This window comes from Gracilimonas qinghaiensis (genome assembly GCF_046602855.1).
GTDB lineage: Bacteria > Bacteroidota > Rhodothermia > Balneolales > Balneolaceae > Gracilimonas.
This window is the reverse complement of record NZ_JBKINJ010000002.1, coordinates 714819-736159: the sequence shown is the minus strand read 5'-3', so window position 1 is coordinate 736159 and position 21341 is coordinate 714819. Positions and strand designations below refer to the sequence as shown.

The following is a 21341-nucleotide window of genomic DNA, read 5'->3' as shown; positions in this document are numbered from 1 at the left end:
GCAACTATATATTGTTTATCAATAAATTATTATTGCTATTCACTAATTATTTGGTTTTATTTTTGAGGAAATAGAAATCAATTTGGCTGCTATGAATATCAGAAAAGACTGGTCTCTTGCTTATTTTTTACTCTATATCTGTCAGATCGGATATTGGCTGATCATTATTAATCTTGGGGTTGAACTATTCATGTCAGCCTCGCTATTCTCAAACGATTATGTGATCATTGACAATATTCCGGTTCATATTGAACTCGAGCAGTTTGAGGAATACAGGGATGTAGAATTTGAAAACACTTACATAAGCATACCTGAACGTATGTCCACTGACATACACATTTCAGGACCATACAACGAAGTTAAAAGTGGTTTTTTCTTTTATAATGGATTAAAGATCTATGAAAATGCCGTGTTTTTTATTCTATTATTCTTTTTTGCAAAGGTCCTAAGAAACGTAGCTGAAGGAAGTCCTTTTCATGCAAAAAACTCAACGCACCTTTCAGTAATCGGAACAATATTGTTAGCAGTAGGCGCGATCAATTTCTCCTTTCAGTTTTTGAATATGGGGCATTTTATTTCCTTACCGATCTTAAATAACCTTGGTTTCCCCGAGAGCATTGATGTCACTTATTTAGATCTATTTGGGAAGGACTTCATGTTCGCAGGCATCTTTATGATCGTGCTCGGGTATGTATTCAAAGAAGGCACCCGCATTTATGAGGAACAAAAATTAACGGTGTAGCCATGGCCATAATTGTAAATCTTGACGTTATGCTGGCCAAGCGAAAGATGAGCCTCACCGAGCTTTCGGAAGAGGTTGGAATCACCATGTCCAACTTATCGATCCTGAAAACCGGTAAAGCGAAGGCCATACGTTTTTCAACATTAGAAGCCATCTGTGAAGCCCTGGACTGTCAGCCCGGAGATATTCTGGAGTATTCGGAGGACCAATAACTCCTAACCACTCCGTCATTCCCGCGAAGGCGGGAATCTAAATGCTTGCCATAGAATCAACATTTGATTCCTCCTGATGCTTTTAGATCTCAGTCCGGCAGGCATTAACCGAGAGATCACTTTGTTTTGATCCGCGTAAGGGCGTATCGCAATACGCCCTTACTGCACACCTACCTACTAGTTTTTATCTGAAAGAAAAAAATTTGTAAGGATTTCCTTTTTCATCGCTCTCACTCTATAAAAAGAAAACAAACTGAGAGATATGACACACCAAGAATCCTTTTCCGTTGAAAACTTCCATAACCGTACTGTCAAAGAGATGCTGCCCGATGAGCAGCCGCGCGAAAAACTCATGAACTATGGAGCTGACTCCCTGTCCGATGCCGAGCTCCTAGCCATCCTGATCCGTACCGGAACCAAAAAGCTTAATGTGATAGATACGGCCAAAGCCCTGCTCAACCAGTTCGGAGGCCTGCACAACCTGGTTCGCAAGGACTGGAAATCCCTACAGGTGATTCCCGGTATCGCCAAGGTTAAGGCCATCACGCTGGAGGCTTCTTTTGAACTTGCCCGACGCCTACAGGTGGCTGCACTCGGGGAAGAAATTCAGATCACCTCACCGGAAGATGTAAACGCCTACTTTGCCCCAAAACTCCGTCACCTTACCAAAGAAACCTTTATCGTCGGTTTTCTGGATAACGCCAAAAAGCTGATGGGCTTCTCCAAGATCAGCAACGGCGGTAAGACCGCTACTATCGTAGATACAGCGGAGGTTATGCGTCAGGCTGTGCTGAATGAAGCCAACTCCATTATCCTCATCCACAACCACCCATCGGGACATAACAAAGCCTCCACAGCCGACATCCAGCTTACCAAGCGAATCGCCGAATGCGGTAAGCTTTTTGGCATTCCGGTGGATGACCATGTGATCATAGCCGGATATGATTTTGTGAGTTTGAGAAGTGAGGGGTTGTTTTAGCTATCAGCTCTCAGTCTTCAGCTGTCAGTTTTTTGGATTATAACTGAAAGCTGATAGCTGACTGCTGAAAGCTTCTCCACAGGTAGATATTGACTCCTTTTTCTCCCTACCTTTCTATTCGTTTAAATCCCACAAACCTTCACTTCCATGATCCACGAATTTCTCGGCCGTTCTCCTCAATTTGATGACTCTGTTCATATTGCCCAAAGTGCAGAGATCATAGGCGATGTTACGCTTGGAAAAGAAAGCAGCGTGTGGTTCAATGTTACCATTCGCGGGGATGTCAATTATATTAAGATAGGTGATCGGAGCAATGTTCAGGATAACGTATGCATTCACGTGATGAATCAGACCAGTCCGACCATTATTGGGAATGAAGTAACCATCGGTCACGGAGCTGTGGTACATGGATGCACCATCAATGACCGCGTACTGGTAGGCATCAATGCCACGATTTTAGATAAAGCCGTCATTGAGTCAGACGTGATCGTGGCAGCCGGCACGCTGGTCCCTCCCGGTAAAACCCTTGAAAACGGCTATCTTTATATGGGCTCACCCGCAACTAAAGCCAGAAAGCTTACTGTTGAGGAGATCGCGTCAATCAGAAAGTACGCGTCCAATTACGTCAAGTACTCCCGCGCCTACCAAGGCAAAGATCAACACAAAGAAAATCCATTCTACACTAAGTAATTTTTAGTTTTGAGTGCTTAATTCTTATTTAGCTCAGCACTCAAAACTTAACACTCAAAACTCCCATGAGCGGTCTTTACCTTCATATCCCCTTTTGCAAACAAGCCTGCTCCTACTGCGACTTTTATTTCGTAACCCGACAAGAGTATAAACAGGATTTTGTAGATGAACTGATCCGGGAGATCCAATCCAGGAAAGATTCGCGTTTCACCATTGATCCTATTCAAACAATATATTTTGGCGGCGGAACTCCTTCCTTGCTAACTCCTTCCCAGGTAGAAGCTATCATGACTGCCATTGATGAGGTATTTGACCTTCAGGCTGAAGAGATCACCCTGGAAATGAACCCTGACGATGTAACGCGCGAGTTTCTTTCAGGTGTTAAAAGCGCCGGTGTAAACCGCGCAAGTATGGGTGTTCAAAGTTTTGATACTGACCTTCTAAATTTCATGCATCGGGCCCATAATTCTGAGGAAGCCCTTCGGTGTCTTGAACTATTGCAGTCTTCTGATTTTAACGTATTTACGGTAGATCTGATCTATGGCAATCCGGGACAATCACTGGATTTGCTGGAAAAGGATATTGACACAATTCTTCAATTTGATCCTCCTCATATTTCTGCTTACTCCCTCACCGTTGAGCCTCAGACCCGACTCGGTAAGCAAGTTAAACTCGGACGCATTATTCCACCTGAGGATGACACCGTTGCCCTGCACTTTGATCTGGTGATCAATAAGCTGGAAGAAGCCGGTATCATGCAGTATGAAGTGAGTAACTATGCTAAACTGGGTAAGGAAGCCGTTCACAATTCAAATTATTGGAGTCACGTTAATTATCTGGGACTGGGACCGGGAGCTCATTCTTTCTGGTGGGATGAAGATTTAAGTTCAGCCCAACGATGGAGTAACAAACCGGACCTTAGGTCCTACCTGAAGAGTGATTGGGAGCAACCTTTTGAAGCTGAATTTCTGGATATACATGATCTTGCTGAAGAGCGACTAATGTTAGGTCTCCGCACCCGAACCGGAGTATCTATTGATGAGCTTAAAAACCGGTATCAATATTCATTCAACCCCGATCAGCTTCAACACCTCAAGCATTTGGAATATGATGAAAAAGCTATTCTTAACGAAAACATACAGCTCACTAAGAAAGGGTTAAAGATCGCCGATGCTATCCTTTTAGATATACTGACCAAGTAACCCGTCAGGCACCAAGTTGTTCCCACATGCGGGCAAATTTAGCGTACTCATTTGCCTTTTCGGTTTTACCGGCATTCTTATAAGCTTGAGCCACCATTTTCGAGGCCGCCGCCAACTCTTTATAATCTTGTTTGGTCGGATTAGCAGCCGTACCCTCCATATCAGGCACTTTAATACTTACCTGCTCAAACAGCTTATCAGGATCTTCATTGACCGAATGATTTTCTTTGAAGAGCAATGGCCAGAATCGTGGTTTACCATATAGTTTATCTGATATCACCCAATACCATTCCCCTTCCTCGACCTCGTAATTTTGAACAGATGGCTGATCTTCTGAAACTGAATAATTAGATCCATTGCCTTCTGATGAATCATTATTTGAAGTGCTTTCGCGGGCAGCAACTGATCTTTCTGCTCTTTCTTTTTCTTGTGCTTTGAGTCGCTCTTCCTCTTCGATCATTTTATTCAGCCTTTTCTCAAGTTCATCCGCCTCATTCTTAATTGATTCAAAATTCCTGACATTTTGCGATTGAGCGACTTCCCGCCCATCGGCTGCATTTCCGGACTGAACATTATTCCGGGTGACTGCATTATTCTGCTGCCCTTCCTTTTTGCCATTATCCATTAGAAACCAAACAGATGTAATTGCAATTATTGTTAGCAACAGGACAGCAAGTGAAGCCAGTAAATTAGTATAATTCTTTTCTTTCCTTATCGGCGGTTCAGAGATCTTTTCCTCAGAGTCAGAGGCTTCCCCTATTTCTGAAATATCCGGCTCTTCACTTTCATTGACAACCTCTTCTTCGAGAGTTGATTTTACCTCAGGCTCAGCATCTGAGCCCTGTTCATCAGTTTCTGCCTCGGCAGAGCTTATATCATCTTCATTATCTTCATCAATCTTCTCTTCACTTTCTACTTCACCTGATTCAGGAGATTCACCCGGATCAGTCGCCACGTTATCTGCAGAAGATTCTTCCTCTTCAATAAGCTCACTTTCAAGGTGTCCGTATTCGGCATTTACATCTTCCCGCAGTGACTTAAATGGTGAGAAGGAAACCCTTTTATGAGCCGGTATTGTGATGGGGTCACCTGTCTGTGGATTCTTCCCCTGTCGCTCGGCTACCTCTTTGACTTTAAAACTTCCAAAGTTTGTGATCGAGGCTTTACCTGAACCCTTCAGTTCGTCTTTAACTTCATTTAGAAGGGCTTTAACAAATTCCTCGCTCTTGTGCTTGCTGAAACCCGTTTTCTTAGAGAGAGCATTTACGATATCAGAATAGGTTACTTTTTTATTCATCATCACCCCGGTTTATCTCTTCTTTCAGGGTGCTGCTTTGGCTGAAATGCACGACCTTTTTAGGAGGAATCAACATCATTTGTTCATAATGTGGATTATATGACTTATGAGAATCCCGGAGTTCGGTAGTGAAGCTTCCAACTCCCGGCAGGGTGAATCCCACATTGTTGGAAAGCAGGATGTTCATCCCATCCACAAGAGAGTCATATAATTCCTCTGTTTCTGATATGGTCAGATCCATTTCTTTTGAAATCGACTTCAGTACCTCCGATTTAGTCATAAAGCAAATCCTTAATTTGTACCAACGTTCAACTGAATAAATGCTATAAAGGTAAAATATGCAATTTTAGCTAATATTCTGCTATTCCGCATTATTTAAGATTTTGGGATACATTAAGGTTTGTTATCATCCCATGAAATTATAAATAACTAAGAAATACAAGCATGCTCAGATCTTTCATAGACATTGATCCCGATTCTCACTTTCCCATTCAGAACCTGCCATACGGTGCCTTCATGACCGATAAAGGGGAAATTCATCTCTGTACGGCTATTGGGGATTACGTACTCGACCTGTTTGTTCTGGATGAAGAAGGCCTGTTCACAGGACCCGAGCTTAGCGAACAGATGGCATTTCAGGATTCCTCACTTAATTATTTCATGAGCATGGGTAAAGCGGCCTGGGCCGAGGCCCGGAGTACTCTTCAGGCTTTGCTTTCAGCAGAGGATCCAACGCTGAGGGATGACGAATTATTAAAGGATAGAGCTTTTTATAAAAAAAGCGAAGTTCAGCTACTGTTTCCGGTAGAAGTGGGAGACTATACTGATTTCTACTCATCCGAGCAGCACGCCCGCAATGTAGGGGCTATGTTCCGCGATCCTGAAAATGCCCTTCTTCCTAATTGGAAACATCTCCCCGTGGCCTATCATGGAAGGTCCAGCTCTATTGTTATGAGTGGAACCGATCTGCACCGGCCAAAAGGACAGGTACTTTCCGATGACGATGAAAACCCTATATTTTCTGAATCCAAAAAACTGGATTTTGAACTGGAAGTCGGGTTTTTGACCGGACCGGAAAACAAACTTGGTCGGCCGATCCCAATAGAAAAAGCTGCAGATCACATCTTCGGCTTGGTATTGCTAAATGACTGGAGTGCACGAGACATCCAAACGTGGGAATACCGGCCATTAGGTCCATTTTTAGCTAAAAACTGGGGGACTTCTGTTTCTCCCTGGGTAGTTACATTAGAGGCCCTTGAACCTTTCAGAACAAAACCTCCGAAACAGGAACCAATACCCCTTCCTTATCTAACATCGAACAACAGATCCGCTTTTGATATACAATTGGAAGCTTATTTAAAAACTGAGAAACTGGATCAACCGTACAAGATCTGCACCTCAAACTACAGAAACCTCTATTGGAGCATGGAACAGCAACTGGCTCATCATACTGTAAATGGCTGCAATGCGAGAACAGGCGATCTTTTTGGTTCGGGCACTATCAGCGGTTCAGAAAAACATTCTTACGGAAGCATGCTGGAATTAGCCTGGATGGGAACAGACCCTATCAAACTGCCCAACGGTGAGAAACGAAGCTATCTTGAAGACGGGGACGAAGTGATAATGACCGGATTTGGTCAGGGTGACGGATACCGGGTAGGCTTCGGAAAAGTGAGGGGAAAGATACTTCCGGCATGGTAGCCAAAGTTATTTCACATAGGTCATTTTCTTGGTAATGATCTCGTCATCAATTTTAAGCCTATAAATATATACTCCGGAACTTAATCCCTTAGCATTGAAGGTGTATTCGTATGGCCTGCTTCTGACAGTCAAGGTTTCGTTTACCAACGTCTGAACTTTCCGCCCCATGATATCGTACACTTCAAGCCTTACGAATGCCGACTGAGGAAGTTCAAAACGGATCTTTGTGGATGGATTGAATGGGTTAGGGTAATTTTGGTATACAGCTATTTGTTCCGGAAGATCACCATAAGCAGGATCACGGATATCAACCTCCTGCCCGGTTTTCCCGAATTGAATATTAAGATTCCGGGTGATTTCAGAATTACTGTAATTAGCTACCACAATACCGAGACGATCAATGTCTGTCCAGGCTAGCTGGGCAGGGACAAACACCTGTCCTTTATTTTCTCCGGTGATAACCACGTCGCTCATTTCTCCATTTTTCTTATAAAGCAGAAGACCAACCCCAACCTGCGTGCTGTCAAAATCTACCGCCACTTCGATAGCGCCCTCATCGTTAGAGCCCGGGATGATCTCGTAATAACGTCCAGCCATGCGATCCACACTATTCAAGTTCACGCTTGTTGCCGGTACTGAATTGAAGGTTGCCTCTAAGTTAGAGTTCGGATAATTGTCTTTTTCCTCAAATCCATAAGAGTCAGTCCCCGTTCTTGATCCGGATGCCAGGTGCCACAGATGATTTTGCACAAAAGTCTTGCCGAAATCTTCACTTTGACCCGGAAGAATTCGTCGCAAGGCATCGTCAATACTTAAAGTATTCTCGCCCTCAATTTCCTGCCAGACATCCCGCCAAATTTCGCTTCCGAACTTTTCATAATAATAGATCATCCAGCTTACGTGCCAATAAGCTCCGGGTGTACCTGAAGCGGGTGAAAAGAATATGGAGCTTGAATTGGGGTTGTCAGAATTGAGACCGTTCTTGATATAATTATAATAATCGTTCACATCGTCATAAACGACTTCTTCCATCAGCGTAGCGTCCATTTCTGACCAGTTAAAAGCCCCTGATGGTGAAGCCCAGTTGTTTTGCACATACTGAATGGCATGCTTGAACTCATGCGCCATCGTCACGTAAATAGCTCCTACTTGATTACCTTCAGGATGTGTATTCTCGGGAAACCCATCAAAATCTGTCTCAATGACTATGTAAGTACCACCCGGTGATGAAGCAGATGTGTTGGTATATCCATAGGCACCACCTGAAAGGTCATTTTCCACATATACCTTATAGGTTTGACCCGCCGGAATCGGGTCTTTAAATCCAATATTAATGACCTCATGCCGATAGGATGAATCAGCTGACTCAGCCACGTGGTCTATATAGTCCGGCACGCCATTTCCGTCATTATCTGTTATCGAGACAGAATCCGGGCCTGAGGTCTGATAAATGATCTCAAACTTTCCGGACGGTGAGATATAAGATTCTTCAGCCATGGAAATATTCCTTTGACCTGTAAGCCCGAGACTTTGAGCTTTTGCAAGCACTTCAGAGTTAAGCTCATTCCGGTGCTCATGCAAAAACATGGTAGTTGGAGTAATGCACTTGACTGGCTGATGACCATCCCTATCTGCAGGTCGCTCAAGTAGCTCTAACTGTCTCATAGCCGCAGATTGAAGGCCGGTTTCCCCTCTTTCGAATGAGGCCTGAACAGATAACAGAGAGTTATTTACCGGCTGTACCTGTGCAAATGCCATTCCCGGTAAAAAGAACATCAGAAACAGAACTCTCTTGATTTTTTTATTTGTAAATCCGGACTTATGCATTGTTTGTATTTTGCTTAACTTTCAGGTTCGCCCAAATGATGAACGTCAAGACCTGACACTTCTTATACTTATAATTTAAGAGAAAAATGTATCAAGTAATACTTTACTACAACTTCCAGAAGATAGAGGAGCCGGAAAGGTTCTGCAAAGCCCACAAGAAATTCTGTAAAGAGATCGGGTTGAAAGGCCGCATTTACATTTCCGATGAAGGGCTGAATGGAACGGCAGCCGGAACAGAACAACAGATCGATGAGTACAAGAATTTTGTATGGTCTACTCCCGGTTTTTCTGATACTGCATTCAAGCAGGATGAATCTGATTACATTCCCTTCCCCCGGCTGACCTGTAAGGTGCGTGATGAGATCGTTTCTCTGCATATGGACGATGTTGATCCTGAAAATGGAGGAAACTACCTGGAGCCGGAAGAATGGCGCCGTGTGCTGGAAGAAGAAGATCACGTGATGATTGATGTCCGCAACAATTATGAATCAAAGGTTGGACATTTTGAGGGAGCCATCAAACCGGACCTTGAGAATTTCTATGACTTCCCGCAATGGCTGGATGAAGTAGACATTCCCAAAGACAAAAAAGTATTGATGTATTGCACCGGTGGTATCCGGTGCGAAAAATTCTCTGTTCTAATGAAAGAGAAAGGCTGGGATGACGTCAATCAGCTGCATGGCGGTATCTTACGCTATGGCAAGAAAGAAGGCGGTAAACATTTCAAAGGCAAGTGTTTTGTATTTGACGATCGCCTGGTGGTACCTGTAAATCCCAAAGACCTGGAGCCGATCGCGCGATGTGAGATCACCGGAAAACCGGCAGACACTTATATAAACTGCGCGAATATGGAGTGCAATAAGCTCTTTGTGTGCTCCGAGGAAGGTGCCTATAAAATGGAAGGTTGCTGCAGTGAAGCGTGTATGGAAAGTGAATATAAACGACCTTTCGATCCTGAAAACGCCTTCAAACCATTCCGAAAATGGTACAATTACTTTGGCGAGGACTTCAAGGAACGACCTGTTGGATGCGCGTAATATTCGCCTTGTAAAACCCTACCCCATCACCTATCGGTTCAGGGTAAAAGAGGAGTTCCATGGCACAACCCTGCTCCACGCTATGACCACCCGTTTTCCTTTTCATGAAAAAAAAGTTTGGGAAGATAAGATCAGCTTCGGACTGGTTGGAGTGAATGGCAGTGAGGTCAGGTATGATCATATTCTGGAACTTGAGGATGAAATCTTTCACCACAATCCCAGGGCTATTGAACCGTCCGTCCCCGATGAAGTACGCGTGCTGGAGGAGCATGAGGATTACCTGATAGTCTACAAACCGGCCCCTTTGCCTATGCATCCCGGCGGACGATACAACAAGAATTCCATGACTGAGATCCTGAAAGAACAGGGATATAATGGCCTGCGGATCGTACACCGGCTGGATGCCGTTACTTCAGGATTGGTTCTCTTTGCCCGCAATAAGGAATTTGCAAAAAGAGCTATGATCAGTTTTAGCCGCTCCGATGTCAGAAAAACCTATTTCGCTAGAGTTGACGGCACTCCTGATAAACCGTTTACCATCATCGATGCACCCATTCGGCGTAAAACGGGTTTTGTATTCGAGTCTAGTTTGGGTCTTACTAAAGCCAAAGAAGCCATCACGGAATTTGAGGTAGTAGAAAAAGGAAGCAATTCATCCATTATAAAATGCCACCCAAAAACGGGCCGAACCCATCAGATCCGCCTACATCTGGAACAGTGGGGACACCCGATCATCGATGATCCGATCTATGGTATAAATGGCGATAAAAGCAGCCGTACTGCCCAAAAGAAAGCCATCAGTTTGCTGAATGCAGGCCTGGAGATCGAGTCACTGGGTATTAAAGCTGAATTGGATATCCCGGATAATTGGAGGATATAGAAGCAAGGTTCAAGGTGTTAGGTGTTAGGTGTTAGGTGTTAGGTGTTAGGTGTTAGAATTTACTTGCACCTTGAACCTAAAACCTAACACCTATTTAAAAAAAGCTTCCGCAATCCTTGCAAACTGTTTGGGCTTATCAAGAAAGGCATAGTGGCCGGCATCCTCTATAATCACAAGAGCTGCATTTTCAATCCCTTTTTCTATGCGCTGACCCTGATAAACAGGCGTTGCATCATCGTTTCGTCCCCAGATCAACAGTACTTCATGAGAGATCTCAGGCAATGTTGGTTCCAGATATTCCGTTACCGATTTCACAAAGGTCTCCCTCATCACCCCGGATAATTCACTGTATTCGCTTGAACCCAGGCTTTTCCATAGTGATGTACTTCTCAGCCAGCTCAGTGCTTTTCCCCTGAGGTTTACCGGAAGCATCATGAATGGAGCCTTAAGCGTTTTGGCGGTATACTTTCTGATATAGTACCTCATGGACCGCTTTGGCTTCATCCCGGCTCCTCCCGTTATCAACACCTTATCGATGTGAGTCTTACCAAATCCACGGGCCAGCAATTTCAGAATGATCCTTCCGCCGAAGGAATGTACCAAAACGTCCACTTTTTCATGCGGTAGTTGTTTAATGAACGCTTCAACGGCATCGGTGTAATCATCTATTGACCAGCCTCGATCCGGTTCCGGTGAATCACCAAAGCCCGGCAGGTCCAGCACATAACTCGTCCTGAGATGTGACAAATTTTGAGCCACCGGCATCATTACCCGCTTGCTACTGCCCCAACCATGCAGTATTACGAGGGGTTTACCCGAACCTGTAGTTTGGTAAATGATCTTTTGGTCGCCGTAGTTGAATATGTAATTATTTGCCATGATCTGAATTTTGCCAAACTTCACACTTCCTGCAGACTGAAACAAGAATATTATTGAGTTTTTCCTTTCTCAGACTCATATTACCTGAATGAAGCTGCAAAATTTCAAAAGAAAGGCCTTTTTCTGGATCGATAAACTACAGATCACGAGAAAAGAACGTACTTCTTTCTCGTTATTACTGCTAATTTTATGCCTTTTGCTCATCAGTTCATTATTTATAGAACAGAAGCTGAACTATCAGCAAGAAGAATATGACGAGATCCTAGAGCTGTTTGAAGAACGGACACAACTGGCCGAACGCGAAAAAGCGGCAATTGCTCAAAAATATAATCCTGATTTTACAGTTAATAACGCTGGGAATCCCGATACTGAAACTGCTGTTGAACAAAAATCTGCTACGGCTCTTACGGAGATGACAGATAGTCCTTCAGAGGTATCGGAAACAAAGCCTGCTATTATCAACATCAACACAGCGGGATCTGATGAACTTCAGACTTTGAATGGTATTGGTCCTGCCTACGCCGGAAGGATCATTGAGTATCGCGAAGCGAACGGCGGATTTAAAACCATAGAAGAACTCATAAACGTAAAGGGCATTGGTGAGAAGCGACTGGAAGCCATTCGCCCCTTTGTAACATTAGATCCATAATTAAAGATTAACAAAACAGGCATATGCCAAAAATTCTTTGGGCAGACGATGAGATCGATCATCTGCAATCACACATCATATTTTTAGAAAAAAAGGGGTTTGATATCACACCGGTCACCAACGGAGCCGATGCCATCAGTCTCATCAGCAGCGAACCCTTTGATATTGTATATCTGGATGAGCAAATGCCCGGCATGGGTGGCATAGAAACCCTTGAAAAGATCAAAGCCATACAGCCTTCACTGCCTGTGGTTATGATCACTAAAAGTGAGGAAGAATCCATCATGGAGGACGCCATTGGTGGAAAGATCTCTGACTATCTCATCAAGCCTGTAAATCCAAATCAGATCCTGCTGACCACCAAGCGACTTTTGGAACGCAGCCGTATTCAGTCAGAAAAATCGGCTCAAACCTATCTGCGGCAATTCAATAAACTCTCGTCACGCATTCACCCAGGCACACATTGGAAGGAATGGATCGATGTATATAAGGAACTGAGCCAGTGGGAGATCGACCTTGGTGATGGCGATGAAGGACTCAAGCAAGTTCTGTCCGATCAATTTCATCAGGCCAATAAAGAGTTCGGTAAGTTTTTGGATCAGCAGTACCAAAGCTGGATGCGTAAGGATGAAAATCGCCCCATGCTTTCACCTGAAGTCTTTCAGAAGTACGTGAACCCTCACTTGGATAAAGGTGAGAATGTGATGTTCTTTGTTATTGACTGCATGCGTTATGACCAGTGGCTTTTGTTTGAGCCATTCCTATCCAATCTATTTTCCATCGACACTGATTTCTACTACTCTATTTTACCAACAGCCACACCCTATTCGCGTAACGCCATCTTTTCAGGGCTGTATCCGGCTGATATTGAGCGCATGTATCCCGAGTTATGGCAACAGGGTCAGGATGAAACTTCTCTGAACCGCCACGAAGAAGAACTTTTAAAACGGCAGTTGGATCGCCACGGCATCGACATCAATTTTAAATATGAAAAGATCCTGAATGCTGATGCCGGACGTAAAGTAGCGGACCGCATGGGCAGTTATGCTCAATCCCGGCTGGCCGCCTTTGTGTTCAACTTTGTGGATACGCTCGTTCATTCACGATCCGACTCTGATGTCATCAAGGAATTGGCTCCCGACATCTCCGCATTCCGATCTGTTACCGAAGCCTGGTTTCAGCATTCCACACTTCTGCAAATGTTCAAGGGCTTGGCTAAAGAAGATGTAACACTTGTCATCACTACCGATCATGGTTCAGTCCGCGCCTTGAGAGACACCAAAGTGTACGGCGACAAAGACACGGCTACAAACCTGCGTTATAAGTATGGCAGGAATCTGAAAGCTGATGAATCCGAGGCTGTTATTTTCATGGATGATCCCGGGAAATTCAGGCTTCCAAAAGTCGGTGCTGTCAACAACTACATGGTGGCACGCGAGGATTACTATTTTGTATACCCTACCAATTATCACAAATATCAGAATTTGTATCGCGACACCTTTCAGCATGGCGGAGCGTCTATGGAGGAAGTTATTCTTCCAATTGCTACGCTTAAGCCAAAATAAAGGCAATGAGTATTAAGTAAGGAACATGGAGTTTTGACCTGATAAACCCTGTTATTACTTGAATGTTTATAATGCAGGATTATAGAAGTGCTCATAACCAAAAAAGTGCGGTAACTCTAAGCTACCGCACTTTAAAATCATGAACTGAGAGTATTCTTTCTAGTTCGCTACCAAGAACACCTTGTCAACTACGTGTACCTCACCGTTTGAGGCATCAACCGAGGCTAATATTTTGGCTCCGTTTACATATACATCGCCATTCTTCACTTCTGACTGAACATAATGTCCGGTAGCAAGGTACACCTCCATGCCGTCGGCCAATTGATCTCTACTTAGTGAAGCCGGGGATGCATGTGAAGTTAAGATTCTAGCCAACTTTGATTTGTTCTCAGGCTTCATCAATTCATCAAGCGTACCCTCGGGCAGTGCTTCAAAAGCTTCATCATTGGGAGCAAACACCGTTAACGGCCCCGGATTTGCCAACACATTTTGGATCCCTGCTGCTTCGATCGCCTTTTCCAATATGGTATGATCAGGTGATTCTTTGGCAATTCGCAAGATATGTGCTTGAGATTCATCGTCCACAACTCCGGCTTGTCCGGTATTTGATGTAGAAGCTGTCTTATCTTCTGTGGTACTGTTATTTGATCTTTCTTGTGTATTTCCACACGATATTAATGTCATTGATATTACTGTCACTATCGCCAGTGTGCCTAGTTTTTTTATGATTTTCATAACTTTTGTGGGTTTTAAGTTTTAAAGCGGTTTTTATCAGAGATAAATACCTTTTTATCCTTTATTTAAATTATAAAAAATTCCGGCCTTGGCCAATATTATTTTTTCCTGAGTAAGTGAATTGTCTTTAGATAATAAGCCCAACCTGATGTGATTAACCATAATATTATTCGAAATACTGATCGTGAAACTTAATCGAAATTTCAGCCCAACTCTGAATACTATAAGTTCTTATGTTTTGTACCATTATCCACTTTAAAAGCGTGACTGACAATATAAAATCTGTACCTCTTACAATTCATAGGGTTTACATCAATTATTAAAAACACTGCCCATATTTCCCTCAAAGATGTTTGGAAAGGGTGTTATCTTTAGGTGTTTTTGTAATTAATCAGTTAGCATAAATTACTTTATGAACCTTAACACGCCTTTTAGATCTCATTCTGTGAATGAAACCATTCGTGCCGGATCTGAGTTTGGTAAACAACTTAGTCCCGGTGATGTGGTTTGTCTGACAGGTGATCTGGGGGCGGGTAAAACGCACTTTATAAAGGGTGTCGCCTCCTTTTTTGGTGTGGATCCTGACAAGGTTAATTCTCCGACCTACACCTTGATAAACGAGTATTCAGGCGAGATCCCAGTTTATCATTTTGACTGTTACAGGTTAAAGCATGAGCAAGAAGCGCTTGAGATTGGAGCCGAGGAATATTTTTACGGTGACGGCGTTTGTTTGGTCGAATGGCCTGAAAAGATCGGCTCCCTTATTCCTGACAATGCGATTTGGATCAAAATTTTACATCTTTCAGGGTCTGAGCGAGATATACTTATTCATCAGAAGAACTCAGAGTGATGGCACTCTCTAATAAAAGAAAATTATCTTACCGGCTGGACCTTCTCCCTGTGATCATGCCCTATCACCGGCGGGCGAATAACACCCTGAAAACAGGTGATCTGGTATATTATGGTCCCAGTCCTGAATATTATGGCATCGGGGAAGTTGTTCAGACAGCCGAAAAGGTGTGTATGGTTGATTTCAGGGGCACCGGCGAGCTTGGCATTCATAAAGATGAAATGCTTTCTTCTTATCTCATTCCTATTCATAAGCTTAATTTGTCGGGTGTGCTAAAGGGGCGGTAAGTTATTGAACATCCAACAAGGAACACCCAACTTTCAACTCTGAAACTTTGTGTTTTTCAGAGGGTCGCTAAAGAGATTCGCAACTCGGTCGTTTGGTTAATCATTGTTCCCTCGTTTATGATCTACGAAAAACCGATGGACTGATTTGCGATGGACGATCTACAAAATATCTACCGGGGATTTGATGTAGTTGCCGCCCTTATTTATCACATGAGTGTAGATCATGGTGGTCTTCAGGTTTTTGTGGCCGAGGAGTTCCTGGACGGTGCGGAAGTCGTAGCCATTTTGCAGGAGATGGGTTGCGAACGAATGGCGGAGAGTGTGGCAGGTTACTTTTTTATTCAGGCCCGCTTTTTTTGCGGCTTTCTTCACTCGTTTCTGCACGTATTTGTCAGACAGATGGTAGCGGTGCTGCAAACCACTCCTGGGATCTTTGGAAATTATTTTGGAGGGAAATACATATTGCCACCGCAGTTCTTTGTTTTCATTCGGGTACTTTTCGGCTAGTGCCTTTGGTAATATAGCTTTACCATACCCTTTTGAAAGATCTTTTTGATGAAGCATTTCCACCTTTTTGATCTGTTCCCTGAGTTCGGGAATACACTTTTGGGGTAGTAATGTCACCCTGTCCTTCAAGCCTTTCCCCGACCGCACCCAAAGTTGTTCGTAATCAAAATCAATGTCCTGAACCCGAAGCCTTAATCCTTCAGAAATCCTAAGACCACTGCCATACAGTAACCGGCAGATGAGGGCGGCTACGCCATGCAATTCCTTAAACAAGGCCATAGTCTCCTCTACCGACAACACTACCGGTAGACGTTTTGGTTTTTTTGCCCGTTTTAAATTACTGAGTTCCAGGGATTCCTTACTCAGTACTTCTTTGTATAAAAACACCAAAGCAGACAACGCCTGATTTTGGGTTCCGCCCGCAACATTCCTGTTATTTGCCAAATGATTCAGGAATTGTTCAACCTCCGCATCTCCCAGTTTTTTAGGGTGCACCGTACCATGATACTTAACATAACGTACGACCCAGCTTGTATAAGATTGCTCCGTTTTATAGCTATAATTTCTTCGGCGAATTTCCTGCCTTACCTGCTCTAACAATTTTGATTTTGCCATGACAACCTTGATTTATTGAGTGAAGGTATTATCTTGTTAGAGCGATGAGGAAGCAATTCCTTACAAAAATTTTGGATTTTATACGAACACCTTAGGCGAACGACCGTTCGGATAACATCCAAATAATCACATTATACGAATACAAAGGGGCAAATTAGCGGGTCCAAGGGGTTTTACACAGTTCGCCCTAACAAACCCCTCGTTCGGATAATACTATGTTAGCCGTATTACAACATGTACACTGATCACGAAGATTTAACCACTAAAAATATTCAGAATCTTCCTTTGTGGAGGTACATGGATTTGTGGAAATTTTTGAAAATCATAAATACCTCAACACTTTTTTTCTCATCAATTGAAATGTTGGGTGATCAGTTGGAAGGAAAGATTCCAGATACGGTATATAAATTGATGAAAGAGCATGATAAAAGACAAGGTAGGGATGACAATTTTGTTGATGTTTTCAAAGAATTCATGGAAGACTACCCAAGAAATCAGACATTAATATCTTCATGGACTGCCGCAGAACATGAGTCGTTTGCACTTTGGAAAATGTATGCGAAAGATAAGCTTGGTGTAGCAATTAAAACTGACCTTGAACATCTCAAGCGTAGCTTTAGTAGCGCAAAAGAAGAAATATTTATTGGTGAAGTACAATATTTCGATAAAAATAATCCAGTGTATGGTTTTGGACAATTTTCTACTCTACTTACTAAACACATATACTATAATTTTGAACAAGAAGTTCGTTGTCTCACACGAATTGGCGATGATGAAAATTTACGTTTCAAGAACATTAATGTGAACCTGAATGAGTTGCTTGAAGAAGTATACCTTTCACCTTTTGCTATTGAATACGGACTTCAAGAAATCATTGAATTCCTTAAAGAGAAGCATCAACTAAAATTTAAGATTAAGAAATCTGAGATTAACGATACTTGGCTATAGAAATACGGCTAACAATGCGCATCAACTGGGGACGCGGACGTACCGTTGATTTCCAGGGTTGTTTGTTTTGAAATTTTAACCGTTTATTAACTCATAATCCCCGCGCCCGTTATGCGCTGGGTCGTTAGGCGGATTTGAATTATAGATATATGATAAAATCAGAAAACGTATCGAATACCTTTTGGAATAATAGTTTTTTAGGGATCACATTAGTGATTCTAAGTGGTAGTGCCTTATTCGTTTTATTTGTAAATCGTATTTGGAGTAATATTCAAAATGATCCCATTTCACTGTCTTTGGCAATATTATTTGTTTTAGGAATATTTTGGCTGATCATATTTCCCCATTGGTTTCGGGTCGTCAGGACTATGAGGTTTTTAGACATTGCTTATTTAGATCAGAATAATATGAAATTCACTATTCGAGGACCTGTGTTTGCAAATGAAATTCTTAATCCAGATGATATATATATTAAACAGATTACCAGCATTACTCAGGATAAAATCTTTAGCAATCTGATGGAGTTTACTTTTGACGAGGAAGGAGAACAGAAAAAAATTACTAGTTTCATTAAAAGAGAGAAAGTGAACTTCATTCGTAATTTGTCAGAATTTAAATCCGCCTAACAAGGCGTTTTAAGCGGACTCGGTTAGGATTCGGGACCTTAATTTTAACAACTCGGCTCGCCGCTTAAACGCTGGGTCGTTATGCGTCTTCAAATTAAAACCATACACAAGTAAGATGAGTCGAATTAAATCAGGAATTGTCCTTTTATTGATATTTAGCCCATTTCACACAATTTTTGGACAAAGTTCAACTGCAGAAGTTGATTCAACTTTTGATAACTATATGAATCAAGCTTGGGATAAGATCAGGCAGTCTGAAAATTCTGATAGCTTACAAAATGTTTATTCGTCAGAGTTCTATACATACTACAAAGAGAATCCAGATACTGAAACTGGTGGGAAAGCATTCGGTCAGGCATTTTTAATGTGGGGTAATACTGGTAAATCAGAATTTTTAAGTGAGGCTTTTCAAACTCTAGACTATGATTCTGAACTTTGGAGGCTGATCATTCTTCCTATTTCCAGTATTTATGCAAGAAATCAAGAACTGGGAATGTCTGAATATTATGACCTTCTCGAATATTTATCAGAAAATTTGACAGAGTCGAAAAGCAGATCAGAAGTTTTACTCGAATTACTAAGAAGAAAGTCGGATCAGGAAGGCTCGAAAAATGAGGCCGTTGAATTGGCACGTGAACTTGTTGAACTCGATGCACATGAATTTTATGTCAGGCAGGGACTGGGGTTTTTGCATGAATTTGAATCTTTGAACATTGGTCAAAAAGCCCCTGATTTTGAATTTCAAACATTAGATGGTAATAAGATTTCACCTTCCAGCTTAGAAGGGCAATACGTAATATTGGAGTTTTGGGCAACATGGTGTGGTCCATGTTTACCTGAAATACCTCACTTAAAAGACCTGTATGAAAATTATCAAAATAATGGATTTACAATAGTCGGGATTTCGTTAGACAGAGATAAAGATACGCTAATGGACTTTATTGGAGAGAGGGAAATGCAATGGCCTCAAATATATGTAGAAGATGGCTGGGAAGGAGAGCTAGCTCGTTTATTTAATGTTTCAGGAATCCCAAGGATGTACTTACTTGACCCAGAGGGTGTTATTATTGGGCGGGATTTGCGTGGAGAAGAGATGGTTTCTAAAGTTGAAAGTTTAATTGCTCAATAACAGAATTAATGAATCGAACGCATAACCAGCGGTTCGTGCGGACTCGTTTTGTCTACGGGGCTTTGGAATAGTAATCGCCTCGCCACACAACCGCCAAACCGTTAGTGTGCTTGAGAAATGAAAGAAACTATTCTACCAATTCTAGTTATTCTTTTTTTAGCTCTTTCATCTTGTAATAAGCCTGAAAGTGTGCCGAAAGGTGTACTTACAAATTCTCAAATTCACTATGATTTAATTGGATCACACAATTATCCAAGAATTCATTTTTTTGGTCGCATTGAAAATCTCTCCAAAGATACAGTCAAAGTTAATTTTGAGGATAGATTCCAAGTCTCGAGCCATTTAAATCAGTTTCTATGGTTTTTGGAAAATGATACACTAAAACTGATATCGTATAGCTTTGATAATTTGAGAGAACGTGAAGTTTTGATACCGCCAGATAGTTCCTCTAGAATTGTTCTACGAACTGGCGATTTAGCTTTCTTAGATGATGACAAACTGGAGTTGTCGGACAGTACTTATTACAAGAATATGTTGAGAGAAAGTTCACGTAAAGGCGAAATCTACTTCATTGACGCAACCGGAAAAAGAATACTAATGGAAAGAAAAGAGCCGTTTCAAATTATTGAAGGATATTGAACAATAGAACCAGCACACTAACATGCGTTTTAAATCGGTCGCGGACGAGGTGCGATGGAAATTGATTGCCAGGAATTAATTTTGCTACTTCAAAGAAAATCATAATCCCCGCGCCGTTTAAACGCAAGGTCGTTATAGGGCTATAAAAGATCAATATGGGATCGATTGAAAAAATATTAGAGTACGTAGGTTTTGAAAGGCTTCTAAAGTTTATTAAAGAGTTGCCAATCTTTTATTTAAAACCTAAATCTTTTTTTAAAAAATTCTTCCAAAAAGATTTTGAAGAAAAATTTCTACAGGTTCTCTTTTATATAATGCTGCTAATCTTTCTGGGCTATTTTACCATCGAGAATATTACTTTGAGAGAGATGATAAAATTCATGATTTTTGAATTAGCATCCTTGTTTACGATAGTATTAATTTTATCTGTCAGCGCTCTAACAATCAGCAAATTCACCCCTGTATCCTTTTCTCTTGAAAAGGTGACATTTTTTTCAATTCTTGCCAAGATTTTAATAGCACCTTTCCAAATAGTATTCTTTGGACTTTTCGTTTCATTTGAAAACTACAATTATTATTTCGCCCACAACCTAATAGTATTAATATTATACCTTTACATTTTCTTTTACTCAGCTAATATTTTTTATAGCCGTCTTCGCCATATTGTGGCTGGAATATCCCTTAATCTACTTTTCCTAAATATCCTAATAATGGGGATTTCATCATTAAGTATTGATGATTATACAACTTTTGAAAGCCCTTATTATGTAGACCAAATAATGAAGGAAAGAATTGAAAAGGGCGAACCCATAAAAAATTACTTTAAATATCCAACACACCGTGTTCTGATAAAAGAAAATGGTAAAACCATTCCTTATTACACATTCCAAGTACCGTTAGACACTATTGCTTCAGGTTCAATTGAAGAATCTCTCGAATACAGACAAAATATAAAACGAAATATTGGAGTTTTAAAAAGTATACAAGACAGTCTTAAGTTTCAGAGAAATGAGACTTTTTTCAAAAAAAGTCTTTCCCTTTACCAAAACATTGATAGTCTATTGTCTATTAACTACTTAGAATACACAGAGAATGATATCGAAAAAGTCACAGTCTATGTGGAGGAAAAAAGCGAGAAAGAATTATTTCAAGAAATTCTCCTTCCTTTACCAGATGATATTGAATCTGAAATGTATAGATTAGCAATGAGTCAACAAGAGTTAAATAAAACATCATATTACTCAACAATACCATTAGCACTCGTTCAGTATTTTACGCCGGTTTCTTTTTTAATAAATGAATCTTCAAATAATAGTTTCGCTACTAATTCCGATAACTACTGACA

At 41.6% G+C, this 21341-nt stretch carries 23 protein-coding genes; 17 read left to right on the top strand and 6 right to left on the bottom strand.

Annotated elements, in window-relative coordinates; translation table 11 throughout:
- Nucleotides 1-91 precede the first annotated feature (91 nt).
- The 5 genes from ACKGJO_RS13165 (at nucleotide 92) to hemW (ending at nucleotide 3825) form a co-directional block, all read left to right on the top strand.
- A complete protein-coding gene (locus ACKGJO_RS13165) occupies nucleotides 92-742 on the top strand; it encodes a DUF2975 domain-containing protein (RefSeq protein ID WP_411323904.1) in 651 nt (216 codons plus the stop codon).
- Nucleotides 743-744: 2 nt separating this feature from the next.
- A complete protein-coding gene (locus ACKGJO_RS13160; RefSeq protein ID WP_411323903.1) occupies nucleotides 745-954 on the top strand; it encodes a helix-turn-helix domain-containing protein in 210 nt (69 codons plus the stop codon).
- A gap of 262 nt (nucleotides 955-1216) precedes the next feature.
- Nucleotides 1217-1933, top strand: a complete 717-nt coding sequence (gene radC, locus ACKGJO_RS13155; protein ID WP_411323902.1) for a RadC family protein — start codon at nucleotides 1217-1219, stop codon at nucleotides 1931-1933.
- Between the two features lie 147 nt (nucleotides 1934-2080).
- Nucleotides 2081-2623: a gamma carbonic anhydrase family protein gene (locus tag ACKGJO_RS13150; protein WP_411323901.1), complete on the top strand. Its 543-nt coding sequence runs from the start codon at nucleotides 2081-2083 to the stop codon at nucleotides 2621-2623.
- A gap of 65 nt (nucleotides 2624-2688) precedes the next feature.
- Nucleotides 2689-3825, top strand: coding sequence for a radical SAM family heme chaperone HemW (hemW, locus tag ACKGJO_RS13145; protein WP_411323900.1), 1137 nt, complete (start codon nucleotides 2689-2691; stop codon nucleotides 3823-3825).
- A gap of 4 nt (nucleotides 3826-3829) precedes the next feature.
- On the opposite strand, the gene ACKGJO_RS13140 is transcribed toward hemW, so the two are convergent.
- Together ACKGJO_RS13140 and ACKGJO_RS13135 are read right to left on the bottom strand one after the other, a co-directional pair.
- Nucleotides 3830-5125 (bottom strand): HU family DNA-binding protein, encoded by a 1296-nt coding sequence (locus tag ACKGJO_RS13140; RefSeq protein ID WP_411323899.1) that lies wholly within the window; start codon nucleotides 5123-5125, stop codon nucleotides 3830-3832.
- Nucleotides 5115-5402 carry an HU family DNA-binding protein gene (locus ACKGJO_RS13135; protein WP_411323898.1) on the bottom strand — a complete coding sequence of 96 codons (288 nt, stop codon included), beginning with the start codon at nucleotides 5400-5402 and terminating at the stop codon, nucleotides 5115-5117. Before ACKGJO_RS13135 ends, ACKGJO_RS13140 begins: the two co-directional genes overlap by 11 nt.
- A gap of 164 nt (nucleotides 5403-5566) precedes the next feature.
- Here ACKGJO_RS13135 and fahA point away from each other — a divergent pair, with 164 nt between their 5' ends.
- Nucleotides 5567-6823 (top strand): fumarylacetoacetase, encoded by a 1257-nt coding sequence (gene fahA, locus ACKGJO_RS13130; RefSeq protein WP_411323897.1) that lies wholly within the window; start codon nucleotides 5567-5569, stop codon nucleotides 6821-6823.
- 6 nt (nucleotides 6824-6829) lie between these two features.
- Here fahA and ACKGJO_RS13125 read toward each other — a convergent pair whose 3' ends face one another.
- Entirely contained in the window at nucleotides 6830-8650 is a 1821-nt protein-coding gene (locus ACKGJO_RS13125; RefSeq protein WP_411323896.1) for a T9SS type A sorting domain-containing protein, read from the bottom strand.
- 86 nt (nucleotides 8651-8736) lie between these two features.
- On the opposite strand from ACKGJO_RS13125, the gene trhO reads away from it, so the two are divergent.
- Together trhO and ACKGJO_RS13115 are read left to right on the top strand one after the other, a co-directional pair.
- Entirely contained in the window at nucleotides 8737-9687 is a 951-nt protein-coding gene (trhO, locus tag ACKGJO_RS13120; RefSeq protein WP_411323895.1) for an oxygen-dependent tRNA uridine(34) hydroxylase TrhO, read from the top strand.
- A complete protein-coding gene (locus ACKGJO_RS13115; protein WP_411323894.1) occupies nucleotides 9581-10567 on the top strand; it encodes a pseudouridine synthase in 987 nt (328 codons plus the stop codon). The genes trhO and ACKGJO_RS13115 overlap by 107 nt, the downstream gene beginning before the upstream one ends.
- A gap of 90 nt (nucleotides 10568-10657) precedes the next feature.
- On the opposite strand, the gene ACKGJO_RS13110 is transcribed toward ACKGJO_RS13115, so the two are convergent.
- Nucleotides 10658-11446 carry an alpha/beta fold hydrolase gene (locus ACKGJO_RS13110; RefSeq protein ID WP_411323893.1) on the bottom strand — a complete coding sequence of 263 codons (789 nt, stop codon included), beginning with the start codon at nucleotides 11444-11446 and terminating at the stop codon, nucleotides 10658-10660.
- 88 nt (nucleotides 11447-11534) lie between these two features.
- On the opposite strand from ACKGJO_RS13110, the gene ACKGJO_RS13105 reads away from it, so the two are divergent.
- Complete coding sequence (locus ACKGJO_RS13105) at nucleotides 11535-12095, top strand: ComEA family DNA-binding protein (protein ID WP_411323892.1); 561 nt, start codon at nucleotides 11535-11537, stop codon at nucleotides 12093-12095.
- Between the two features lie 23 nt (nucleotides 12096-12118).
- Nucleotides 12119-13660, top strand: a complete 1542-nt coding sequence (gene porX, locus ACKGJO_RS13100; RefSeq protein WP_411323891.1) for a T9SS response regulator signal transducer PorX — start codon at nucleotides 12119-12121, stop codon at nucleotides 13658-13660.
- A gap of 159 nt (nucleotides 13661-13819) precedes the next feature.
- Here porX and ACKGJO_RS13095 read toward each other — a convergent pair whose 3' ends face one another.
- Nucleotides 13820-14344: a fasciclin domain-containing protein gene (locus ACKGJO_RS13095; RefSeq protein ID WP_411323890.1), complete on the bottom strand. Its 525-nt coding sequence runs from the start codon at nucleotides 14342-14344 to the stop codon at nucleotides 13820-13822.
- A 463-nt stretch (nucleotides 14345-14807) separates the two neighbouring features.
- On the opposite strand from ACKGJO_RS13095, the gene tsaE reads away from it, so the two are divergent.
- Entirely contained in the window at nucleotides 14808-15245 is a 438-nt protein-coding gene (tsaE, locus tag ACKGJO_RS13090) for a tRNA (adenosine(37)-N6)-threonylcarbamoyltransferase complex ATPase subunit type 1 TsaE (RefSeq protein ID WP_411323889.1), read from the top strand.
- The gene (locus ACKGJO_RS13085; protein WP_411323888.1) at nucleotides 15245-15532 is read left to right on the top strand and encodes a hypothetical protein; all 288 of its coding nucleotides are present in this window, start codon (nucleotides 15245-15247) and stop codon (nucleotides 15530-15532) included. Before tsaE ends, ACKGJO_RS13085 begins: the two co-directional genes overlap by 1 nt.
- Nucleotides 15533-15691: 159 nt before the next feature.
- Here the strand turns inward: ACKGJO_RS13085 and ACKGJO_RS13080 are convergent, their stop codons facing one another.
- A complete protein-coding gene (locus ACKGJO_RS13080) occupies nucleotides 15692-16654 on the bottom strand; it encodes an integron integrase (protein ID WP_411323887.1) in 963 nt (320 codons plus the stop codon).
- A 297-nt stretch (nucleotides 16655-16951) separates the two neighbouring features.
- Here ACKGJO_RS13080 and ACKGJO_RS13075 point away from each other — a divergent pair, with 297 nt between their 5' ends.
- From ACKGJO_RS13075 to ACKGJO_RS13055, 5 genes are all read left to right on the top strand, one after another.
- Nucleotides 16952-17602: a hypothetical protein gene (locus ACKGJO_RS13075; RefSeq protein ID WP_411323886.1), complete on the top strand. Its 651-nt coding sequence runs from the start codon at nucleotides 16952-16954 to the stop codon at nucleotides 17600-17602.
- 149 nt (nucleotides 17603-17751) lie between these two features.
- Nucleotides 17752-18228 (top strand): hypothetical protein, encoded by a 477-nt coding sequence (locus tag ACKGJO_RS13070; RefSeq protein WP_411323885.1) that lies wholly within the window; start codon nucleotides 17752-17754, stop codon nucleotides 18226-18228.
- 115 nt (nucleotides 18229-18343) lie between these two features.
- Complete coding sequence (locus ACKGJO_RS13065) at nucleotides 18344-19357, top strand: TlpA family protein disulfide reductase (RefSeq protein WP_411323884.1); 1014 nt, start codon at nucleotides 18344-18346, stop codon at nucleotides 19355-19357.
- Nucleotides 19358-19474: 117 nt separating this feature from the next.
- The gene (locus tag ACKGJO_RS13060) at nucleotides 19475-19996 is read left to right on the top strand and encodes a hypothetical protein (protein ID WP_411323883.1); all 522 of its coding nucleotides are present in this window, start codon (nucleotides 19475-19477) and stop codon (nucleotides 19994-19996) included.
- Between the two features lie 155 nt (nucleotides 19997-20151).
- A complete protein-coding gene (locus ACKGJO_RS13055) occupies nucleotides 20152-21339 on the top strand; it encodes a hypothetical protein (protein ID WP_411323882.1) in 1188 nt (395 codons plus the stop codon).
- Nucleotides 21340-21341 lie beyond the last annotated feature (2 nt).

Excerpts from the sequence above, each read along its gene's own strand:
- ACKGJO_RS13150 (WP_411323901.1), top strand. The coding sequence starts at position 2,081 with ATGATCCACGAATTTCTCGGCCGTTCTCCTCAATTTGATGACTCTGTT.
- radC (WP_411323902.1), top strand. The coding sequence starts at position 1,217 with ATGACACACCAAGAATCCTTTTCCGTTGAAAACTTCCATAACCGTACT.
- ACKGJO_RS13095 (WP_411323890.1), bottom strand. The coding sequence starts at position 14,344 with ATGACATTAATATCGTGTGGAAATACACAAGAAAGATCAAATAACAGT.
- ACKGJO_RS13105 (WP_411323892.1), top strand. The coding sequence starts at position 11,535 with ATGAAGCTGCAAAATTTCAAAAGAAAGGCCTTTTTCTGGATCGATAAA.
- ACKGJO_RS13065 (WP_411323884.1), top strand. The coding sequence starts at position 18,344 with ATGAGTCGAATTAAATCAGGAATTGTCCTTTTATTGATATTTAGCCCA.
- ACKGJO_RS13140 (WP_411323899.1), bottom strand. The coding sequence starts at position 5,125 with ATGATGAATAAAAAAGTAACCTATTCTGATATCGTAAATGCTCTCTCT.
- porX (WP_411323891.1), top strand. The coding sequence starts at position 12,119 with ATGCCAAAAATTCTTTGGGCAGACGATGAGATCGATCATCTGCAATCA.
- tsaE (WP_411323889.1), top strand. The coding sequence starts at position 14,808 with ATGAACCTTAACACGCCTTTTAGATCTCATTCTGTGAATGAAACCATT.
- ACKGJO_RS13075 (WP_411323886.1), top strand. The coding sequence starts at position 16,952 with ATGGATTTGTGGAAATTTTTGAAAATCATAAATACCTCAACACTTTTT.
- hemW (WP_411323900.1), top strand. The coding sequence starts at position 2,689 with ATGAGCGGTCTTTACCTTCATATCCCCTTTTGCAAACAAGCCTGCTCC.
- ACKGJO_RS13165 (WP_411323904.1), top strand. The coding sequence starts at position 92 with ATGAATATCAGAAAAGACTGGTCTCTTGCTTATTTTTTACTCTATATC.
- ACKGJO_RS13080 (WP_411323887.1), bottom strand. The coding sequence starts at position 16,654 with ATGGCAAAATCAAAATTGTTAGAGCAGGTAAGGCAGGAAATTCGCCGA.
- trhO (WP_411323895.1), top strand. The coding sequence starts at position 8,737 with ATGTATCAAGTAATACTTTACTACAACTTCCAGAAGATAGAGGAGCCG.
- ACKGJO_RS13055 (WP_411323882.1), top strand. The coding sequence starts at position 20,152 with ATGGGATCGATTGAAAAAATATTAGAGTACGTAGGTTTTGAAAGGCTT.
- ACKGJO_RS13125 (WP_411323896.1), bottom strand. The coding sequence starts at position 8,650 with ATGCATAAGTCCGGATTTACAAATAAAAAAATCAAGAGAGTTCTGTTT.
- fahA (WP_411323897.1), top strand. The coding sequence starts at position 5,567 with ATGCTCAGATCTTTCATAGACATTGATCCCGATTCTCACTTTCCCATT.
- ACKGJO_RS13110 (WP_411323893.1), bottom strand. The coding sequence starts at position 11,446 with ATGGCAAATAATTACATATTCAACTACGGCGACCAAAAGATCATTTAC.
- ACKGJO_RS13160 (WP_411323903.1), top strand. The coding sequence starts at position 745 with ATGGCCATAATTGTAAATCTTGACGTTATGCTGGCCAAGCGAAAGATG.
- ACKGJO_RS13135 (WP_411323898.1), bottom strand. The coding sequence starts at position 5,402 with ATGACTAAATCGGAGGTACTGAAGTCGATTTCAAAAGAAATGGATCTG.
- ACKGJO_RS13060 (WP_411323883.1), top strand. The coding sequence starts at position 19,475 with ATGAAAGAAACTATTCTACCAATTCTAGTTATTCTTTTTTTAGCTCTT.
- ACKGJO_RS13085 (WP_411323888.1), top strand. The coding sequence starts at position 15,245 with ATGGCACTCTCTAATAAAAGAAAATTATCTTACCGGCTGGACCTTCTC.
- ACKGJO_RS13070 (WP_411323885.1), top strand. The coding sequence starts at position 17,752 with ATGATAAAATCAGAAAACGTATCGAATACCTTTTGGAATAATAGTTTT.